Source organism: Bacillus sp. EB106-04-02-XG92 (assembly GCF_058791995.1).
Genome location: NZ_JBYTEA010000001.1, coordinates 723651 through 740040 on the forward strand (window position 1 = coordinate 723651; position 16390 = coordinate 740040).

General features: G+C 36.4%; 15 protein-coding genes. 3 read left to right on the forward strand and 12 right to left on the reverse strand.

Annotated features, from left to right (window positions below; genetic code table 11):
• Nucleotides 1–8 precede the first annotated feature (8 nt).
• The 4 genes from hemD to hemA are packed head-to-tail and all read right to left on the reverse strand — an operon-like array spanning nucleotide 9 to nucleotide 3894.
• A complete protein-coding gene (gene hemD, locus AC3WVA_RS03815; protein ID WP_098345229.1) occupies nucleotides 9–761 on the reverse strand; it encodes a uroporphyrinogen-III synthase in 753 nt (250 codons plus the stop codon).
• Nucleotides 762–763: 2 nt separating this feature from the next.
• Nucleotides 764–1693, reverse strand: coding sequence for a hydroxymethylbilane synthase (hemC, locus tag AC3WVA_RS03820; protein WP_048531459.1), 930 nt, complete (start codon nucleotides 1691–1693; stop codon nucleotides 764–766).
• 15 nt (nucleotides 1694–1708) lie between these two features.
• Nucleotides 1709–2542 (reverse strand): cytochrome c biogenesis protein, encoded by an 834-nt coding sequence (locus AC3WVA_RS03825; protein WP_016086099.1) that lies wholly within the window; start codon nucleotides 2540–2542, stop codon nucleotides 1709–1711.
• 17 nt (nucleotides 2543–2559) lie between these two features.
• A complete protein-coding gene (hemA, locus tag AC3WVA_RS03830; protein ID WP_098345228.1) occupies nucleotides 2560–3894 on the reverse strand; it encodes a glutamyl-tRNA reductase in 1335 nt (444 codons plus the stop codon).
• A gap of 416 nt (nucleotides 3895–4310) precedes the next feature.
• Between hemA and AC3WVA_RS03835 the strand changes: the two genes are divergently transcribed.
• The gene (locus tag AC3WVA_RS03835) at nucleotides 4311–4763 is read left to right on the forward strand and encodes a MarR family winged helix-turn-helix transcriptional regulator (RefSeq protein ID WP_048531465.1); all 453 of its coding nucleotides are present in this window, start codon (nucleotides 4311–4313) and stop codon (nucleotides 4761–4763) included.
• Between the two features lie 2 nt (nucleotides 4764–4765).
• The gene (locus AC3WVA_RS03840) at nucleotides 4766–5182 is read left to right on the forward strand and encodes an organic hydroperoxide resistance protein (RefSeq protein ID WP_048531467.1); all 417 of its coding nucleotides are present in this window, start codon (nucleotides 4766–4768) and stop codon (nucleotides 5180–5182) included.
• A 36-nt stretch (nucleotides 5183–5218) separates the two neighbouring features.
• Here the strand turns inward: AC3WVA_RS03840 and ysxC are convergent, their stop codons facing one another.
• The 7 genes from ysxC to AC3WVA_RS03875 all read right to left on the reverse strand — a co-directional run bounded on the left by ysxC (nucleotide 5219) and on the right by AC3WVA_RS03875 (nucleotide 14659).
• The gene (gene ysxC / locus AC3WVA_RS03845; protein ID WP_048531469.1) at nucleotides 5219–5815 is read right to left on the reverse strand and encodes a ribosome biogenesis GTP-binding protein YsxC; all 597 of its coding nucleotides are present in this window, start codon (nucleotides 5813–5815) and stop codon (nucleotides 5219–5221) included.
• Nucleotides 5812–8142 (reverse strand): endopeptidase La, encoded by a 2331-nt coding sequence (gene lon, locus AC3WVA_RS03850; protein ID WP_098345226.1) that lies wholly within the window; start codon nucleotides 8140–8142, stop codon nucleotides 5812–5814. Before lon ends, ysxC begins: the two co-directional genes overlap by 4 nt.
• 183 nt (nucleotides 8143–8325) lie before the next feature.
• Nucleotides 8326–9996 (reverse strand): ATP-dependent protease LonB, encoded by a 1671-nt coding sequence (lonB, locus tag AC3WVA_RS03855; protein ID WP_048531883.1) that lies wholly within the window; start codon nucleotides 9994–9996, stop codon nucleotides 8326–8328.
• 106 nt (nucleotides 9997–10102) lie between these two features.
• On the reverse strand, nucleotides 10103–11362 hold the full coding sequence (clpX, locus tag AC3WVA_RS03860; RefSeq protein WP_048531476.1) for an ATP-dependent protease ATP-binding subunit ClpX: 1260 nt from the start codon (nucleotides 11360–11362) through the stop codon (nucleotides 10103–10105).
• A gap of 264 nt (nucleotides 11363–11626) precedes the next feature.
• Nucleotides 11627–12904 carry a trigger factor gene (gene tig / locus AC3WVA_RS03865; protein ID WP_048531478.1) on the reverse strand — a complete coding sequence of 426 codons (1278 nt, stop codon included), beginning with the start codon at nucleotides 12902–12904 and terminating at the stop codon, nucleotides 11627–11629.
• A 309-nt stretch (nucleotides 12905–13213) separates the two neighbouring features.
• Nucleotides 13214–14212, reverse strand: coding sequence for a hypothetical protein (locus tag AC3WVA_RS03870; RefSeq protein WP_048531481.1), 999 nt, complete (start codon nucleotides 14210–14212; stop codon nucleotides 13214–13216).
• A 198-nt stretch (nucleotides 14213–14410) separates the two neighbouring features.
• Complete coding sequence (locus tag AC3WVA_RS03875) at nucleotides 14411–14659, reverse strand: hypothetical protein (protein WP_001983650.1); 249 nt, start codon at nucleotides 14657–14659, stop codon at nucleotides 14411–14413.
• Nucleotides 14660–15137: 478 nt separating this feature from the next.
• Between AC3WVA_RS03875 and AC3WVA_RS03880 the strand changes: the two genes are divergently transcribed.
• Nucleotides 15138–15752, forward strand: coding sequence for a PH domain-containing protein (locus tag AC3WVA_RS03880; RefSeq protein ID WP_000473869.1), 615 nt, complete (start codon nucleotides 15138–15140; stop codon nucleotides 15750–15752).
• A gap of 94 nt (nucleotides 15753–15846) precedes the next feature.
• Here AC3WVA_RS03880 and AC3WVA_RS03885 read toward each other — a convergent pair whose 3' ends face one another.
• Complete coding sequence (locus AC3WVA_RS03885; protein WP_000124456.1) at nucleotides 15847–16047, reverse strand: hypothetical protein; 201 nt, start codon at nucleotides 16045–16047, stop codon at nucleotides 15847–15849.
• Nucleotides 16048–16390 lie beyond the last annotated feature (343 nt).

Here is a 16390-nt window from a genome sequence, read left to right on the forward strand (position 1 = left end):
TTAAAGTTTCACTTTATAGATTCGCAAATGCATTGTAGTAATGCTTCTACAGTGTACTCTTTCGGCATAATAATATGCGGAAAATAAAGGCTCGCCTCTTTTTCCGTAATAGGCCCTATACAAGCAATTGTACATTTTTTTGTCCATTCTCTCCAGTTTGTACCCTCAAGTAAACGAACAAAACTAGTAACAGTTGAAGGACTTGTAAATGTAATAACGTCTACTTTTCCTACTTCTAATGCTTCTATAAGCTCTTGCTTTTTCTCTACATTTTCTTTCGTACCATATACGACGAGCTCATCTAGAGAAACACCGATTTCGCGAAGTGCAACCGGAATTACATCTCTTGCTAAATTACCTTTCGGAAATAAAATGCATTCATTTCCACTTAGTCTTTTTACAAACTCTTCTGCAAATACTTCTGCAACAAATGAAGTTGGAACAAAGTCCACTTCATAGCCTCGCTTTTCTAACTCTAACTTTGTTTTCACGCCTACTGCAGCGATTTTAGTCGTTACAGGTAGCTTCTTTCTCAAACAATCTAGAAAAAAAGCTACCCCATTTTTACTCGTAAAAATAACCCAGTCATATGAATGCAGCTGCCCTGCTATATGTTGAATTTGCCTATGAGACATACCTTCCATACGCAAAAGCGGAATTTCCAATGGAATTCCGCTCTTTTCTGTCACCGCTACACTCATTTGTTTTGCTTGATGCTGGGCACGTGTAATCAATACCGTTTTGCCAGCGAGAGCGTTCATATTTATTGTTGCCCCTTGTTTGCAGCAAGAATGAGTTCTTTTGCGCCTTGTTTAATTAAACGGTCCGCAGCCTCTAATCCTACTTGCTCTGGATCAGTTCCTACTACTGTTTCTTTCAATAAAACAGAACCGTCCATAGAACCGACAAGAGCTGTTAATTCGATTGCATCGTTTTCTGTAAAAGTTGCATATCCAGCGATTGGAACTTGGCAGCCACCTTCAAGTTTATGAAGAAATACTCGTTCTGCTGCCACTGTTTTTTCTGTTACTGCATCATTCATATGCACTAACAACTGTAGTAAATCCTTATCATCTTCACGACACTCAATCGCTAATGCACCTTGCCCTACAGCAGGTACACATAACGTCTCATCTAAATGTTCTGTAATAACTTCATTATCCCAGCCCATTCTTTGTAATCCAGCTGTCGCTAAAATAATAGCGTCGTAATCTTCTTCTTTTAATTTACGTAAACGTGTATCGATATTTCCGCGTATCCACTTCACTTGTAAATCTGGTCTCGCAGCTAACAATTGTGCACTACGTCTTAAACTACTCGTACCTAAAATAGCACCTTCTGCTAACTCTTTAAACGACGCTCCGCTTTTTGAGATAAAAGCATCTCTAGGGTCAACACGCTTTGGCGTACAACCAATCATTAACCCTTCTGGAAGTACGGCCGGCATATCTTTCATACTATGTACAGCCATATCAATTTCTTTCGTAAGTAACGCATGTTCAATCTCTTTCACAAATAAGCCTTTTCCGCCTACTTTTGAAAGAGTAACATCTAAAATAACATCACCTTTTGTGACGATTTCTTTCACTTCAAATTCATATGGTAAACCTAGCGCTTTTAACTGATCAATAAACCAGTTTGTTTGCGTTAATGCTAATTTACTCTTTCGTGACCCTACAATAATTTTGCGCATAATTTTCTCTCCTCATTATAAATACCAAAAGTGGAAGTTGGATAAACTGCTTAATAGAAAAATATTAATTAGCATTACGAGAAATGCTCCGATATTCCACTGCACTATTTTCTTCCCTTGCAACACATCTGCCGCTCGTAAATAAAGACCCGCACAATATACAAATAGAACGACAAAAGACCCGATTACTTTCGTATCATACCAATGAAAATTGTCCAATTTTGTATATCCCCATATGCATCCTAATAAAATAGCTAGTAAGAAAAATGGAACAGAAAATAAATTTAACCCGTAAGACATCGATTCTAGCTTCGGTAAATTTCCTAACCTTCTTAATCTCGCATTCCATTTTTTCTTTTTTAATAGGCGATATTGCAATAAATACATAATAGAAAAAATGAACGATACAGTGAACGTTGCATAAGAAATAATAGCCATACCGACATGTACGTATACAAGCTCCGAAACTAATTGCTCTGCAAGTACTGGCGACATCTTTCCGAGCGGTGTAAAAATAGAAAAAGCGCTTACCCCAAACGCAACAACATTTGTAAAAAAGACTAAAAAGTCAATCCTCATAAATCGATTAATGACTAAAGACATCGTAATCAACAGCCAAACATAAAAATAAATCCCTGATAATAAAGTTAATATTGGATTCGTTTCTGAATCTGTAGCCCGAAGTAACATGAAAATAGACTGCAGAACCCATACAATCGAAAGTAACCAAAAAGCAAATCGATTCGCCTTTCGGTTACTTTGGAAATAATCTATAAAATATAAACTAATGCTACAAGCATATAAAATAATTGCAATATGATAAATAATACTGTTATTTAAAAAACTCATCCGATCATCCTTCCAAATTATAAAGATGGAACGGATGGTGTCCACGCTCTTTTATGTTCTACTTCTTCCGCACGACTCTCTACGTCTTCCATTTCTAAATCAAAAATCTTTGCAAATAACGCTAATTTTTCGTCCGCTCCCTCTTCAGCAGCTATTTCTTTCGCTACTAAAATTGGGTCTTTTAATAATTGATTAATAATACTTTTCGTATGCTTACTAATTACTTTTCTCTCACGATCACTAAGATTCGGTATTTTTCGTTCCAGACTTTCCATCGTTTCACTTTGAATAGCAAGCGCCTTATCACGAAGAGCTGATATTAATGGAACGACACCAAGTGTACTTAACCACGTTTTAAATAAAACAATTTCCTCTTCAATCATAAATTGAATTTTCTCTGCTTCTTTCAAACGTTCTGCACGGTTCGCTTCCACTACTCCTTGCAAATCATCAATATCATATAAGAAAGAACCTTCTAATTCATCAATCGCTGGATCAATATCACGCGGTACTGCAATATCAACCATAAATAACGGACGACCAGAGCGCATTCTCTCTACCTTTGTCATCATCTCTTTCGTAATGACATAATCCGATGCACCAGTGGAACTAATTAAAATATCAGCTTCTAATAATGCACATTGTAATTCACTTAAAGGTTTTGCATGTCCCATATATTTCTCAGCCATTACTTCAGCTTTTGAAAGCGTCCTGTTCATAACTGTTACTTTACGAGCACCGCTTCCATATAAGTTTTGCAGTGCAAGTTCACCCATTTTACCAGCACCAAGAATAAGTACATGACAATCTGTTAACTCACCGAATATTTTCTTCCCAAGCTCAACAGCAGCATAACTAACAGACATCGCACTTTCACCAATTGTCGTTTCTGAGTGAGCACGTTTTGCTAACGTAACCACTTGCTTAAACAATTCATTAAAAATTGTGCCTGTTGCTTTTACTTGTTGCGCTTCTAAAAAGCTATCTTTTATTTGACCTAAAATTTGCGTCTCTCCAACTACCATAGAATCTAAACCGCACGTTACGCGGAATAAATGATCTATTGCACCATCTTGTTCAAAAATAGTTAAATATGGTGCGACTTCTTCTATTTCAAGCTGAAACCAATCAGCTAAAAACTTCTTAATATAATACCGTCCCGTGTGTAATTGATCGACAACAGCATAAATCTCAGTGCGATTACAAGTTGATACAATGACATTCTCTAACATGCTCTTTTGATTTTGTAATGTAGTCATTGCTTGCTCTAGCTCTGCTGCCTGAAATGTGAGTTTCTCACGAAATTCTACAGGGGCTGTTCGATAATTTACACTAACAACAAGAATATGCACGCAGCATGTCCCCCTTCACCCGTTTTATCACTTTATCTACTATCATAATACAACTTTCCTCTTATGAATCTGACAATCGTGTGAACAACCGATTATTTTTTTATTTATTCTCCGTATGTAATAAAGGAGATTCAGTAAAACTAATAAAAACTTCCTACTTTATAATGATTATAAATTAATAACTCTATTTGTACGTTACCAAAAAAAGTCCTCATAATCAAGTGATGGAAACTATTCCATATGAATTATAACATCATCTTTCCTATCTTCTTTCATCATGAAGGAAAATATGTATGATTGTTCCAAATTGTAGCACAAACTTTCTCAATACAATGTATTTGACATTGTATTTCTTTTTCGTTATATTAGTTTTACGAAATTAAATTGTGCACAACTTAATTAGAAAGGAGTTATGTATGACAGAGGATTCTTTACATCTAGATAACCAACTTTGTTTTTCTATTTACGCCTGTTCTAAAGAAGTCACCCGCTTTTATCGACCATATTTAGAAGAGATGGGTATTACGTATCCGCAGTACATTACTTTACTCGTACTATGGGAGCAAGACGGATTAACAGTAAAGGAAATTGGAGAACGTCTATTTTTAGATTCCGGTACGTTAACACCTATGTTAAAGCGAATGGAATCATTAAACCTCGTAAAACGTGTTCGTTCCAAAGAAGACGAGCGCAAAGTTTGTATTGAATTAACAGAACAAGGTAAAGATTTAAAAGAGAAGGCTTGTTCATTACCGACAACGATGGCTACAAATTTAGGAATTACAGAACAAGAATATCGTTCTTTATTACTTCAATTAAATAAACTAATTGAAACAATGAAAACAATTAATGATAGAAAAGGGGAATAAACATGGATAAATTATATACTGCTTCAGTAACTGCTACAGGTGGAAGAAACGGGAAAGTCGTTTCAGATGATGGCATATTAAATCTTGATGTAAAAATGCCGAAAGCACTAGGCGGTGCAGGCGGAGAAGCAACAAATCCAGAACAACTATTTGCTGCTGGTTATGCCGCTTGTTTTGATAGTGCATTACAACTTGTCATTCGTACAAAACGTATGAAAGTAGAAAGTACAGAAGTAACTGCTCACGTTTCTATCGGAAAAGATACAGATGGTGGTTTCGGCCTATCTGCTGTACTTGATGTACATGTTGCTGGTGTCTCACATAGCGAAGCACAAGAACTTGTAGAAGCAGCTCACGGTGTATGTCCGTATTCGAAAGCAACGAGAGGAAATATCGAGGTTACATTAAACGTAAAATAAAAAATGTAGTAAATAACAAAAAACGCGCGACATTCGTCACGCGTTTTTTGTTTTTGTCATTTTATGAATTGCCTTCCACGCTTCTTCTTTTCCAAGTCCTGTTTCAGAAGAGAATAGAACAATTTCATCGCCAATTTCAACAGCAAGCGTTTCTTTTACAACTTTTAAATGCTTCTGCCATTTCCCTTTCGGAATTTTATCGGCTTTCGTCGCAATAATAATTGTTGGGATTTCATAATGCTTTAAGAAATCATACATCATCACGTCATCGCTTGTTGGTTTGTGACGTAAATCAACTACTAATACAGCTGCGTCCAATTGTTCACGCGTTGTAAAGTAAGTTTCAATCATCTTGCCCCATGCTGCGCGTTCTGATTTAGATACTTTCGCATATCCATAACCTGGAACGTCAACAAAATGCATCATTTCATTGATTAAGAAAAAGTTCAACGTTTGCGTTTTTCCTGGTTTAGAAGAAATACGAACTAACTTTTTACGATTTAAAATTTTATTAATAAAGGAAGACTTCCCGACATTTGAACGACCTGCTAATGCAATTTCTGGTAAATCACTGTCTGGATATTGTTCTGGTTTAACAGCACTAATTACAATATCTGCTTTTGTTACTTTCATTGTTTCACTCCTACTAATGCGTGCTCCAATACTTCATCTAAATGAGATGCAAGCACAAACGTAAGGTTTTCTTTTACGCTTTCTGGAATATCATCTAAATCTTTCTCGTTTTCTGCTGGCAAAATAATTTTTGTTAAGCCTGCGCGGTGAGCACTTAATGTTTTTTCTTTTAAACCACCAATCGGTAATACACGACCACGAAGTGTAATTTCACCTGTCATCCCTACTTCTTTACTTACAGGAATACCTGTTAATGCAGAAATAAGTGCCGTTGCCATCGTAATACCTGCTGACGGTCCATCTTTTGGAACTGCTCCTTCTGGAACATGAATATGAATATCATTTTTCTCATGGAAATTCGGATCAATCTTAAGCTCTTCTGCACGAGAACGAATATAACTAAACGCTGCTTGTGCGGATTCTTTCATAACATCCCCAAGTTTCCCTGTTAAAATTAATTTCCCTTTACCTGGCGCTACAGACACTTCAATCGCAAGTGTATCGCCGCCTGCTGCTGTATACGCTAACCCTGTTGCCATTCCAACTTGGTCTGTTTTCTCAGCTTGCCCGTAACGGAATATGTGCTTACCAAGTAAATCAACAACATTTTTCTCGGTTACTACAATACGCTTGCGTTCTGCTGTAACAATTATTTTTGCTGCTTTACGACAAACTTTTGCAATTTGGCGCTCTAGTGTACGAACACCAGCCTCACGTGTATAATAACGAATAATTTCAAGAAGCGCTTCATCACGTACTTGTAAATTACCTTTTCGTAAGCCATGCTCTTTTAATTGTTTCGGTAATAGATGTTCACGAGCAATGTGAACTTTTTCAAGTTCTGTATAGCCAGCAATCGAAATAATTTCCATCCGGTCAAGTAATGGGCCTGGAATACTTGAAAGTGTATTTGCAGTTGCTACAAACATAACTTTTGATAAATCATATGGTTCTTCAATGTAATGATCACTGAAGTTATGGTTTTGTTCTGGGTCTAACACTTCAAGTAATGCTGCTGATGGATCTCCACGGAAATCGTTAGACATTTTATCAATCTCATCTAATAAGAAGACCGGATTAACTGATTTCGCCTTTTTCATACCTTGAATAATGCGTCCTGGCATTGCTCCAACATACGTACGGCGGTGACCACGAATTTCAGATTCATCACGTACACCACCAAGGGATACACGGACAAAGTTACGATTTAATGATGTTGCAATGGAACGCGCTAACGAAGTTTTTCCGACTCCAGGAGGTCCTACTAAGCAAAGGATAGGTCCTTTTAATGAATTCGTTAACTTCTGTACCGCTAAATATTCAAGTACGCGCTCTTTCACTTTCTCAAGACCGTAATGATCTTTGTTTAAAATCTCTTCCGAATGAGCAAGATCAATCATATCTTCTGTTGCTTCTGTCCACGGAAGTGCTAATAACCAGTCCATATAATTGCGAATGACACCACTCTCCGCAGAACTTGCTGGTAACTTTTCATAACGATCTAATTCTTTCAGTGCCGCCTTCATTGTTTCTTCAGGCATTCCCGACTGTTCAATTTTCTCACGAAGCTCTTCAACTTCCCCGCCCTTACCTTCTTTATCGCCAAGTTCAGTTTGAATCGCCTTCATTTGCTCACGTAAGAAATATTCTTTTTGCGTGCGCTCCATTGAACGTTTCACTTTTTGTCCAATTTTCTTTTCTAAACTAAGTAATTCTTGTTCATCTTGAATAATTGAAATAAGTGTATGTAATCGTTCTTTCACAAATATAATCTCTAAAATCTCTTGTTTCTGCTTCGTTTTAATTGGCAAGTGAGAAGCAATTAAATCAGCTAATCTTCCTGGCTCTTCTACATCAGCTACCGTTGCAAATGTTTCATTTGAAACTTTTTTCGAAACTTTAATATATTGTTCGAAATGCTCTAGTAATGTACGCATAAGAGCTTTCTCTTCTAAATCAGCTTCCACTTCTTCCGTTACCGTTTTAATAGAAACTCGCACTACATTTTCTTCTTCAATAAACTCTACTACTTCTGCTCTATGTAAACCTTCTACAAGGACACGAAGCGTACCGTTCGGCAATTTTAACATTTGCTTCACTTTCGCCACTGTACCTACACTATATATGTCATCTTCTTTCGGATCATCGATATTCATTTCTTTTTGCATTGCTAAAAAGATGATATTTTCATCCATTGCCGCCTGCTCTAGTGCTTGTATCGATTTATCACGTCCTACATCAAGATGCAGAACCATCGTTGGATATACGAGAACGCCTCTTAATGGTAGGAGGGGTACGATTCTTTCATTCGTATTCATACTAGACATAGCACCTCCATAATAAAATAAACTCCTGTTCAACTATTTTATATTACAATACATCTAGATGCAATTGCAGAGATTTTCCGCAATTGTAAATCCTACGTTTTTCCTCCCTTATAAAAGGAAAAAAGACTCCGCTTAAGCATACAAACTTAAACGAAGTCTGGCAAATTTTATTATCGTTCCTTCTCACATTGATTGTGCATCTGTCTCGTCCACAGCAGTATGTATATCAAGCTCTCGGTGCATATTTTCTTGCATAAATGTTAGCTCAAATACTTCTTTTAACTTACGAACAGGAATGATTTCAATTCCCTTTATTGTGTACAAAAATGGTTGCATGTTTTCAGCAGGAATGATAACTTTCTTAGCTCCCGCCTTTTTCGCAGCTTTTATTTTCGCGTACACACCACCGATAGGTTTCACTTCTCCGTGTATACTTATCTCACCAGTCATCGCTACTTCATTATTCACATACGTACGATGCACTGCTGAATACACACCTGTTGCCATCGCAATACCTGCCGAAGGCCCATCAATCGGGATACCACCCGGAAAATTAATATGTATATCGTACCCCTCTGGCAACACATCTAGAGAACGAAGTACTGTTAATACATTATCTACAGAACCTTTCGCCATACTTTTACGGCGAATGGATTTCGTTTGACTACCAATACTTTCCTCTTCAACAATACCGGTAACATTTACCGATCCTTTATCTTTCGCCTTGATTGCTGTTACTTCAATTTCTAATAACGCGCCTGTATTCGGTCCGTATACAGCAAGTCCATTTACAAGACCAATTCTCGGAATAGGATAAATACGTTTTTCATACTTCGGCGTAAGCTGACTAGAGTGAACAACCCACTCTATATCTTCATCTTTAATGAATGGGCGTTCTTCATTTATTGCCATACCTGCAGAAATTTGTACAAGATTAATCGCTTCTCGTCCATTTCTCGCATACATCCCAATCATTTCAATACCATTTTCACCGATTTGCATTTCCACTTTGTCAGCTGCATTCTTCGCTACTTTTTGAATTTCTTCTGTATCTAACTCACGGAAGAACACTTCTAAACAGCGCGACCGAATAGCAGGAGGAATCTCCTCTGGTGAACGTGTCGTCGCCCCAACTAAGCGAAAATCGGCTGGTAAACCTTTTTGAAAAATGTCATGTATATAGGTTGGAATCATCGTATTCTCTTCACTGTAGTACGCACTTTCCAAAAACACTTTTCGATCTTCTAACACCTTTAACATTTTGTTCATTTGAATTGGATGTAGTTCACCAATCTCATCAATAAACAAAATACCACCATGTGCATCTGTTACCGCACCTTTTTTCGGTTGTGGAATACCTGCTTGCCCCATCGCACCAGCACCTTGATAAATTGGATCATGCACCGAACCGATTAAAGGGTCTGCAATACCACGTTCATCAAATCTTGCTGTCGTCGCATCTAGTTCAATAAATGTTGCATTTGTACGAAATGGAGATTTTGGATTTCGCTTCGCTTCTTCTAATACGAGACGTGCTGCCGCTGTCTTTCCGACACCTGGCGGACCATATATAATTACATGTTGCGGGTTCGGGCCACAAAGAGCCGCTTTTAACGACTTAATCCCGTCTTCTTGCCCTACAATATCTAAAAAGGATGTAGGACGCACCTTTTCCGCAAGCGGCTCTGTTAAAGAAATCTCGCGCATTTTACGAAGCTGTTCTAATTCTTTTTTTGATTCTCGATCAATTGAAACTTTTTGTGTTCGCTGATTTCGAAGTAAATGCCAAAAATACAATCCGACAATTACGCCAAAAACAAGTTGAACAAGTAAAAATATATTTGTCCAGCTCATCATTTATTTCCTCCCGCAATGTTTTATCTCTTAGTATTTCCGCGGAGGAACATAGCTAAACATAAAGAAAAACAGCAATTATAAAAATTGCTGTTTCTCCTTCGCATTATGCAGATGTTTTTGTATCAAGTACAGTACCGTCTTGTAACACCAATTTTGGCGCTGCATTATCAGCTACTGTTTCTTTTGTAAGAACACACTTCTCAATATCTTTACGAGATGGAAGCTCGAACATTACCTCAAGCATTAAGCCTTCAATAATAGAACGAAGTCCACGAGCACCTGTTTTACGTTCAATTGCTTTTTTCGCAATTTCAATTAGTGCGCCTTCTTCAAACTCTAACTCAACATCGTCAAGCTCCAATAGTTTTTGGAATTGCTTAACAAGTGCATTTTTCGGTTTCGTTAAAATATCAACAAGAGCATCTTCATCAAGCGGTTCTAGGTTCGCAATAACTGGAAGACGACCGATAAACTCTGGAATTAAACCAAATCTTAAAAGATCCTCTGGTAATACGTGAGATAAAACATGCTTCTCATTTACATCAGCATTTTTCTTCTCAGAACCAAATCCAATTACTTTCTCACCAAGACGACGTTTAATAATTGGCTCGATGCCATCAAACGCTCCACCACAGATGAATAAGATATTCGTTGTATCAATTTGAATGAACTCTTGGTGCGGATGCTTACGACCACCTTGAGGTGGAACGCTCGCTACAGTACCTTCTAAAATTTTCAGAAGTGCCTGCTGCACACCTTCACCAGATACATCACGTGTAATTGATGGATTTTCGGACTTACGTGCCACTTTATCAATCTCATCAATATAAATGATTCCTTTTTCCGCTTTCTCTACATCATAATCAGCTGCTTGGATTAATTTTAGTAAGATATTTTCTACATCTTCCCCAACATATCCAGCTTCAGTTAAAGATGTTGCGTCCGCGATTGCAAATGGAACATTTAAAATACGCGCTAACGTTTGTGCCAGTAATGTTTTACCACTACCTGTTGGCCCGATAAGTGCGATATTACTCTTCGCTAATTCTACATCATCAATTTTGCTGTTAGAATTAATGCGTTTGTAATGGTTATATACCGCTACCGCTAGTGCTTTCTTCGCGTTATCTTGTCCGATGACATACTCATCTAAGATTTCACGAATTTCTACCGGTTTCGGTACATCTTTGAATTCTACTTCTTCGTCTTTCGCAAGCTCCTCTTGTACAATTTCAGTACAAAGTTCGATACACTCGTCACAAATGTAAACACCTGGACCTGCAACTAACTTTCGAACTTGCGTTTGTGTTTTACCACAGAAAGAACATTTTAATTGCCCTTTTTCATCATTAAATTTAAACATATTTTCACACCCCTTACAAAGTGCTAACCTCTTGCCTTCGTATGTACACGATAAATGTATCGTATGTAAATACATATTATGTCACTACGTGGCGAGAAATACAAATAATATGACTAGTTATGTACAAATAAAAAGTTTTTAAAACTTTTGAAATATGTATATTCGACTCATTAAGGAAGTTTTCCTTCTTCATCGAAAAGTTTTATAAATATATTTCTATATTTATAAAACAAGGCACGATTAAAATCGCGCCTTGTTATTTTATTATGCAGCGTTTTCTACTAAGAAATCTACAGCTTTACGCACTTTAAGATCTTCAGCTAAAGCGTCTACGCTTCCAAGAGCTTGCTTGATAGCGTCTACTGGCATACCGTACATTTCAGCCATTTTTTCAACTTCTGCAGTTACTTCTTCTTCAGTAACTTCGATGTTTTCAGCTTCAATGATAGCTTCAAGAACAAGGTTGATTCGTACGCGTTTTTGAGCGTCTTCTTTCATTTGCTCTTTTAACTTGTCAGCGTCAGTACCTGTGAATTGGTAGTAAAGCTCAAGGTTCATACCTTGTTGGCTTAAACGTTGCTCGAATTCACGAACCATACGATCTAACTCAGTGTCGATCATAGCTTCTGGAATGTCGATTTCAGCGTTAGCAGCAGCTAATTCTACTACTTCGTCACGTACTTTGTGCTCAGCTTCGTGCTTTTTGCCTTCTTCTAAGTTTGTACGAAGTTTTGCTTTTAATTCATCAAGAGTTGCAACCGCTTCGTCTGCTTCTTTAGCGAACTCGTCGTTTAACTCAGGAAGTTCTTTTGTTTTGATTTCGTGAATTGTTACTTTAAATGTTGCTGGTTTGCCAGCTAATTCAGCAGCATGGTACTCTTCTGGGAATGATACTTCAACGTCTTTAGACTCACCAGATTTAAGACCAATTACTTGCTCTTCGAAACCTGGGATGAATGTACCAGAACCGATTGCTAGAGAGTAGTTTTCGCCTTTTCCGCCTTCAAATGCTTCGCCATCAACGAAACCTTCGAAGTCGATTACAGCTGTATCACCGTTTTCAACAGTTCCTTCTTCTTTAACAACTAGCTCAGCTTGACGCTCTTGTAAAGATTTTAATTCGTTCTCTACATCTTCGTCAGTTACAGTTGTTTCAACTTTTTCTACTGCTAAACCTTTGTAATCACCTAATTTAACTTCAGGTTTCACTGTAACTTTTGCAGTGAAGATAAGGTTAGCATTTTTTTCGAACTTCTCGATGTCGATTTCAGGATGAGCAACTGGGAAGATACCAGCTTCATCGATCGCTTCACCGTATGCTTTTGGTAAGATGATATCTAAAGCATCTTGGTATAAAGATTCGATACCAAAGCGTTGTTCGAATAACGGACGAGGCATTTTTCCTTTACGGAAACCTGGTACGTTGATTGTTTTTACTACTTTTTTGAACGCAGCGTCGATAGAGTTGTTTACTTCTTTAGCATCAACTTCGATTGTTAAAACGCCTACGTTACCTTCTAATTTTTCCCATTTTGCAGCCATTTATTCTTTCCCTCCAACTATAATAATGTATGCACATACCTCTATAGATTAAGATCTTCATTATCTCTTTTTTGAAATAACAAAAGTACAAATAATCCTCTAGCAAAAGCTTTAAGATATAATGTTCCAATCTACTAATTGCCTAAAAGACAACTACGGTATATTTTGTTCGAGAATAATATGAAACATATTAAGTAAGAGAATTACACTTCTCTTCTCTTACAAACAGACAGAACTCTGCCTTTTGCAACCCTTACATTATAACATAGAATATGCTCGTTTCAAGAACCGAACGATTCTTTTTCATAATTATACGGGCAAATATCCTTCTCTTTCAACACGTAATAACCATTGATAGGCAATATGAAACTCTTCTAATTCAATATTATACGCTGTCATAAGCTCTTCTTCATCAATAGGCAATCCGAAACGCTTTCTTCCAATTCTCTCTAAAACAGCAGCCCAAATCTCCACTTTATCCATTAATAGAGCGAATGGGAAAACACTAATTTGCAATTCTTTCCAATATGTAACCATTGCTTCAAATATATCAGGATAATTTTGCTCTAATCGACTTGATAATGTATGTATAATGTTATCGGATTGCTCCTCATTATGACCTGTAAATGCTGGAATTACCTTGATTGTATTCCCAAACTTTTCTACCTCTATCTCTTCTTCTATTTGATTTTCTATCATTTTATACAAAATAGAAGTTTTCAAATAAGGGTGCTGTTTTTCGTCTATTAAAAATTTCTTTAAAATAGGTAATGCAAGATCCAAGTCTTTTAACGAAAGTTGCTGAATCGCTCTTAGCTTTTGTCCAAAGTTTTCTCCAAACATTTCATTAGTAAACTCATCTAATTCAAAATTAGAATCGACTAGTGACGTATCTACTTCATTTAACATACCTTCTGCAAATAAAGCGAGCTGTGCTAATTTTTCCTTTTGCTCAGGCATTACATCTTTCGTTTGCAACACTTTTTCAACGGTTTCAATGACACCTTCATAATCATTTGTTTGAACTAAAATCGTCACATATGTTTCAAGAATATCACCAAATAATAAAGCTCCCGTTTCAAGTAACTGTTCACATTTGTCTTTCGCTTCTTCCATATGCTTTAACTCTAACAAACAAATAACAGAAGCGAGTTCCGTTTGTTCCGTTTCTGCATTATACTGACGTAATATTTCAAAGCAGCGCAATGCATCTTCGAATTTCCGCTCTTTCAGCGCTAAAAAACCTTCATCAATATATCGCTCTGATAGTTGCGGAAACAATACGACCGTATTTTCTTTTTTATCCATACGTCCGCCTCTTTTTCTAGATTTTAATTATCTTTAAAGTAAATATATCAAATGAGTAATGAGAACACAACATCTCAAAATCATTTATTTGAAATATGGAAATATTTAATTTTTATATTTCAATATAAGCAAATCCCTACTCAAAATTAAAAATATACAAATAAAAAACCCTCAGCAATGAAAGCAGAGGATTTATCATTAATGGAAAGCTTTTATAATAGTGGGGTATATAACAAGGGTAATAATTTGGAGAACAATAATTGCCATAACAATCATGCTAAAATAGAAGATTGGTTTACTTCGCTTCATTAAAAACATAATAATAAGCATCGTACAAGCAAACAAACTTAAGAAGAACAAACTCGTTGTCGAACTAAGTATACCACTTGGGACAAAGAACAATAACACTACACTACAAGTACCTATAATTCCAAATAACCATTCCATTCATTCACTCATTCCCTTTCCCTCTCATGGCAGTTTTTTTACTAAGCGATTAAATGTTTTACAACATCAACTACATACGTCAATTTCTCATACGCTACAAATCCAAATGCAACTGTTAAACCCGTTACGATTAATCCCTTCATCATTTCTTCCTCCTCGTTTTATCGTTGTTACCTTCATTATAGGGGATTCGCAATTTGTTACCATCGAACTTCCTTACAGTTACCTTACAGAATTGTAAGATTTCAAAAAAGGGATAAAAACAATTTATATCACTTGAGGGGACTTCAGGGAATTTCTCTATAATCACTTGCAAAATCAGCTCTTTTCTCAGCACCGTTTTACATATTTTTAAAATAATATCCGTTACTGCCCTTCACTTACCTTCAAATATTTCAAATTATAAGAAAACAATTCATTGAAATCATGTTACTATATTTTTATACAATTAAGAATTTAATTTAAAAGGGGGATATGTATGTTTAAAAAAATGGCTGCAGATGTATTAGGACTAAGCGATGTAGGATCGGTCATTACGCCGAAAGATTACGATAAAGTTGATGCTGATGATTATGTGATGCATGAAGACGGGGAGAAAATTTATTTTCTAATTAAATCAAAATCAGATGAATATTGTTTCACAAACAAAGGATTAATCCACCTAGATGGCACAAGTGCAACAAGTAAAAAACGTACACTACGCCGCTTCAGCTATAGTAAATATCAAATTAAAAACGTAGCACTTGAAACTGCTGGAACGATTGATTTAGATGTAGAAATTAAGTTCCAAATGGGCGATGAGCATTATTCAATTGATGTTCATAAAAAACATATTGAGGAATTAAAAGATTTATATAAAGCTTTACTTAAAATAGAAGAAATCTCATACGACAACGATATTACATTGCAGTATGCACATAAAAGTCTAGATATGGCTTCTAACGCTTTCAGCCGTATTTCAAACGCACAAGTAAATTTAGCAGAGCAGTTTAAAGAAATGAACGAAATCGCCTTTAACTGGCTTGTTGATACGAAGAAACAATATAATGTGAAAGATTATGGTTTTGTCTTTGAGAAGTTTATTAATAACTAATTTAAAATACACAAAAAACCTTGTTATCAAAAGATAACAAGGTTTTCTTAGCGCCCCAGGAGAAATTCGAACTCCCGCCCCGCTCATTTCCGTACTATTTTATATATTTTGATCGCAGCCTTAATATATCTTCCTCTTCGCGAATGCCTGCCGATCCCTTCCTCACATTTTTTACGATAGTCCAATCGGGGTTAGTTTCATCACCGATGTTCTGTACTGTAAAGTTGCCATCACCATATTTTCGGTGACCTTCTGCCAATTTCTCCGTTAAATCGTTCTCATTTGATCTCGCCATCTTTGCGCCATCTCCCTTTTTTATACAACCTTCTTAAACTGTCTAACCAATCACAGGTCCAATCAATTGGAGATTCTCGTTTTCCGCTTCTATTAATTGTAACACACTATCGGGAATAAGTTCCGATAACGGCTGCTCAATCTTACTAGAATGGTAAAAAGTTTTAAAACATTCCATGTGAAAAATTAGGAAAATACGAATATGGATTTAAGTTCCACCATAAGCCTATTGATTTTTTTAATTAAATAAGAGGAATAGGGCGCATAAATGGCGCTCTTTTTATTTAAGAAAAAGAAGTACTATACAACTGCTTAATAGCGAAGGAAAGGTCGCAGATATTAAG